4 protein-coding genes are annotated in these 4245 nt (G+C 54.4%); 1 reads left to right on the top strand and 3 read right to left on the bottom strand.

Annotated elements, in window-relative coordinates:
* Positions 1–546: 546 nt before the first annotated feature.
* On the bottom strand, positions 547–1230 hold the full coding sequence (locus tag GU3_RS16560) for a hypothetical protein (RefSeq protein WP_014293683.1): 684 nt from the start codon (positions 1228–1230) through the stop codon (positions 547–549).
* A 948-nt stretch (positions 1231–2178) separates the two neighbouring features.
* Here GU3_RS16560 and mobV point away from each other — a divergent pair.
* On the top strand, positions 2179–3402 hold the full coding sequence (gene mobV, locus GU3_RS16680) for a MobV family relaxase (RefSeq protein WP_014293682.1): 1224 nt from the start codon (positions 2179–2181) through the stop codon (positions 3400–3402).
* Between the two features lie 178 nt (positions 3403–3580).
* On the opposite strand, the gene GU3_RS16550 is transcribed toward mobV, so the two are convergent.
* Both GU3_RS16550 and GU3_RS16545 read right to left on the bottom strand, forming a co-directional pair.
* Complete coding sequence (locus GU3_RS16550) at positions 3581–3847, bottom strand: type II toxin-antitoxin system RelE/ParE family toxin (RefSeq protein WP_014293681.1); 267 nt, start codon at positions 3845–3847, stop codon at positions 3581–3583.
* Positions 3831–4055 carry a TraY domain-containing protein gene (locus GU3_RS16545; protein WP_014293680.1) on the bottom strand — a complete coding sequence of 75 codons (225 nt, stop codon included), beginning with the start codon at positions 4053–4055 and terminating at the stop codon, positions 3831–3833. The genes GU3_RS16550 and GU3_RS16545 overlap by 17 nt, the downstream gene beginning before the upstream one ends.
* Between the last annotated feature and the right edge of the window lie 190 nt (positions 4056–4245).

Raw genomic sequence — 4245 nt, 5'->3', positions numbered from 1 at the left:
GGGAGGTTGAAATTTGAACATTTGGCCGCAGATCGTCTTCGAGTGACACCATCCTGATGTCACCGCGTTTCACGGGATAACATATGCCTCTTAATGATCATGAATATGTGAATTTTTCACAAGACTATGAGCTTAACTATCATTTGAAGAAAGTAGATAAGCGTCAAACTGAGAATAATAGAATTGAGTTGAGAAAAATGGGAGATGAGATAAAGAGGTCACTCAATACTCACTATGTAAGGCATGATGTTTTCCATGAGTATATCAAGAGAAATTTACATCGGCTTGAGTGATTTCAAATTAAATGATGAAGGCTGTCGCCTTCATCATTTTTATTTCTTCTTTTGAGATGGAATTGGCTTCGGCGGTACAGAGCTTCGAGGTTGGGTGGTTTTTCTTATGGTCTCTATCATGTTAGATGATGGGTTTATGACGCCTGCGGTGCTTCTGCCGTAGCCGTTAACGGATAACCCTCTTGTGACGAGAGCCTCAGTTCCAACGCTCTTGGTAGCTAAGCCTTCCAGCATTGCAGTTGACTGCAGCCCATCAAGAGCCATCTGTGTCTTGTCCTTGCTCAAGGTTCGTTTCCTCTACATGGCTTGTGTGGATCATCAAGTTACCAAAGGGCTTTGAAATGTAAAGGAGGTTGGCCTTGAAAAGTTCGTCGCCAGATGATGTGTCATACGCGACCACATCACCGAGTGCTATTTCCTGATTGGTACCGTCGTCATGATAGATCTGGGCGACGCCTTCCAAGGTTAAGCCCTCATCAAGAACAGTCACTCTTATATATTCTTTTTGTGTTATTTCTATAGTCTTCACGAATACGGAAGTGTCACCGTACTTGTTTGTTAAATTCCATTTTATTAATAGGTTGTGTATTATATTTTGCTGAGACACTTTAACTGATATTAAGCCTAGGATAACCCCTATCAAACCCGCTGATACGACTTCTAAAGCTTTTATCTTTTCCTTGTTACCTGACTCCAATATTCCCCATACAGAAAGAGTGTACCATTCTGTTTCTCTGAAACCTTCAATATTGTACAAAAGTTGAGCTAAGAAGATCACGCCTTGCAGTGTGCTATATGTGATTATTCCAGAGACAATAGAGTACAGCGTGTATCTGAAGGGATCCCAAGGCCTGTGTTCGGTGTAATTGTCATGTATGACTGTCAGAAGTACGCCAGGGAATAATATAGCTACCAGCGTTATAGTTAGTTCGTTCATGTTTATATTCTTATTTTGCTGCTGTAGCTGCGCTTGATCGTTCTGTGATAGAAGCGTAATCTAGCATCGTTTGAATACAAAAAAACCGCCTGGCAGGGCGGTTTTTTCGAAGGTTCAACAGGCTGGCAGGCCTCTGAACCGTGGGAAACATCTATGCGGGATGCTTCCAAAACTTGTTCTATAAGTGTAGCCGGCCTTAGCGCCTCACTTCAACACCTTTCAGAACCACTCCCGCATTCTCTGATGTTTCCCTTGGCCGTCACCATTGGCGTGAACACGTGGCCGGAGGGATTGGATTCAAGTCGTTGTTACCCTCCTTGCCGTGTCGGTCGGACCGAACGGGGAAATCTCACATACGGTCCAGCGTGCGACGCGCACCAAGCCTTCCAGGAAGTCGCGTTCCTGGAGCATCTGCATCAGAGGGCAACGGGGAACCAACCACGGCCACCTCTCTAAAAACGGCGCGGCAGTCCGGCCCACATGGCGGGGACGAAAGCAGAGGCAGCAGGTCTAGGGTGTGTCTTCCCGGCGCGTGAGAGGGGCAGCTGCAGCAAGCGGTGCCGATAGCGGGAAGCAAGGCGGATCATCCTGAAACCTATCAACGGGGCCAGGAGGGCGAGCCTATCTTGAAGCGCAGCGAAAGATAGGCTCGCACCGAGGCGGAGGCCTCTGGCCGACCCCCTTTTTCTTTTCCCTGGAAAGTCATTTTAGAGAGCGGATCTTGGCGAGGTGGGTAACGGCGCCTGTCCGTCCATCGGGCCCGGGTTTTTGGGCCTGTGGGCGGCAGCCGTTATCCACGGAGCGTGTTCCTGGGCACGGTTTTTCGGGGTCGGTTTTGGGGGTTCGAACGAACAATTTTAAGGGGCAAGCGCAGCGCGTACCTGCAAAATTGTGTAGTGAGTCCACATCGTCTACGATGGGGGCATTTGAAGCCCCGGAGTCCCCCCGATGAACTTTGCCATTCTGCGTGTCCAGAAACTGAAAGCGGCGGTGTCGGTACGTCGCTCGATGAAGCATGCCTTTCGGGAGCAGGACACCCCCAATGCCGATCCCGAACGGACGTTGCAGAACACCCACTTTGGCCCCCAGTCGGTGGCGGAAGGGATGCGGGCGTTTAATGCCCGGCTGCCGGAAAAGGTACGCAAGAACGCGGTGCTGGCCATCGAGTACCTGATCACCGGGAGCCCGGAGGCCATGCACGCGAAAACCCGGTCCGAGCAGGATCGGTATTTTCAGGATGCGCTGTCCTGGCTGCAGGAACGGCACGGGGCCGAAAACGTGGTTTATGCCGGCATTCACCGGGACGAAACCACGCCGCACATGTATGCCTATGTCGTCCCCCTGGATGAGCGCGGCAAACTGAATTGCCGGCATTTCCTGGGCGGGGCCAAGGCGCTGTCCCAGATGCAGACCGACTTTGCTGATCGGGTCGGGCAGGTTCATGGCCTGGCGCGGGGCATTGAGAACAGCAAGGCCCGGCATGTCACCATCAAGCAGTATTACGCCGCCCTGGAGCGGCCCAAGCTTGAACATGGCAGGCTGCCGGTCGAGCAACTGAAGCCCCGGGTGCTGAAAAAGGGATTACTGCATGACACCGTAGAAGCGCCTGAGCGGGTCGCTGAGCGCATCACCGAGGGAGTTAAGCGCTTCTATGACCCCATACTCCGGGAGGCCTCCACGGCCCGCCTGGAGCGCCAGAGGGCCGATAACATGGCAAGTCTCGCCAAGGCCAAGGACGAGACCTTGCGGGCGCTCAAGCCGCTGACGGAAGGGCTTGAGCCGGCGCAGCTCCAGGAGCTGGCGGCGCTGGCCGAGCAGAAACGCCAGGAAAACGCCGTGACCCAGGAAGCGGAGCGGCGAGTAAAGGCGTTGCCCAGGCTGAAACGGGTGCACGGCGCGGTGCAAACCTTCGCGGAAATGGCGCTATCTGCGCTGAAAACAGTGTCCGATCAGTGGAAAAAGGTCGATTGGCAGGACGTGGAGCATGAGGCGGTCAAAGAGATCCACCGCAACGGCTGGACGTTGCGCCATGCCTTTCGGGTGGTGATGGAGCATTCCCCCGGCCAGGCCGGTGTTCCCCAGGAACGGATCGAGGCGGCCTTGAAGGAGGTGCCGGATACGCCAGGGCAGGAGCCGCCGGCCCAAAAACCAAGTCGGGGCTATTCCAGGTAAGGGGTGAACGGAGTTAGGTTTTGCCGCGGCAGCCCTTCCGCTTCCTCGCTCTGGCCGGTTCCCGGCCAACGCTGCGGCGAGCGGTACGCATAATCGGACCCCCCTCGATTTTCCACATGTGTAAAAAGTGGGGCCAGCGGCCCCACCCCAAGATGGCGCAGGTGGAAATGTGCTTGGGTTAGTCGTAGATGTGTTTGCGGTGGCCGATGGTCGCGGCCAGGATTTTGACCTGGTCGTCCTCGATGACGCACAGGATCCGGTAGTCGCCGACCCGGTAGCGCCAGAACTCCCCCAGCTCCCCCTTGAGTGCCTTGCCGAACACGCGCGGATCCTCGGCGGGGGCCACGCGCTCGCTGAGGTAGTCCACGATGCGCCGTGCGGTTTGCTTATCCATTTTTTTCAGGGTCTTGAGCGCCCTGTCCGAATACTCAATCGTCCAGGCCAAGCGCTTTCCTTACCGTATCCAGGGAGTGGGTTTTTTCTTCACCCCGGGCAATGCGGGCAGTGACGTCGGCGGCCAGGTAGTAGTCTTCCAAATCTTCCAGGTGGGACAGGATGGCTTCCCGGGCGTAAAAGGTTTTGGTACGGCCGGTGACGGCGGCCAAGTGTTCGAGCCGCTGCTCGATGTCACTGGGTAAGCGGATCGCTAACATGACGGGCTCCTTGGTGGTTGCTATACATGTATAGCACCATTATCGACCGTTTTTTGCTCCGTCTCAACGGTTTCCACATGCGTAAACAGTGTTTACGCACTGCTGATCGGCGTTTTACACATGTGTAAAAACGGCCCAGGATTTCGTACGTACGAAATTTTGCTTCCCTGGCCGTTGCGCTACGCGCACG

The sequence above is a fragment of the Oceanimonas sp. GK1 genome (assembly GCF_000243075.1).
Taxonomy (GTDB): Bacteria; Pseudomonadota; Gammaproteobacteria; order Enterobacterales; family Aeromonadaceae; genus Oceanimonas.
Note: the sequence above shows the minus strand (reverse complement) of the source record. Positions and strands in the feature narration are given on the sequence as shown.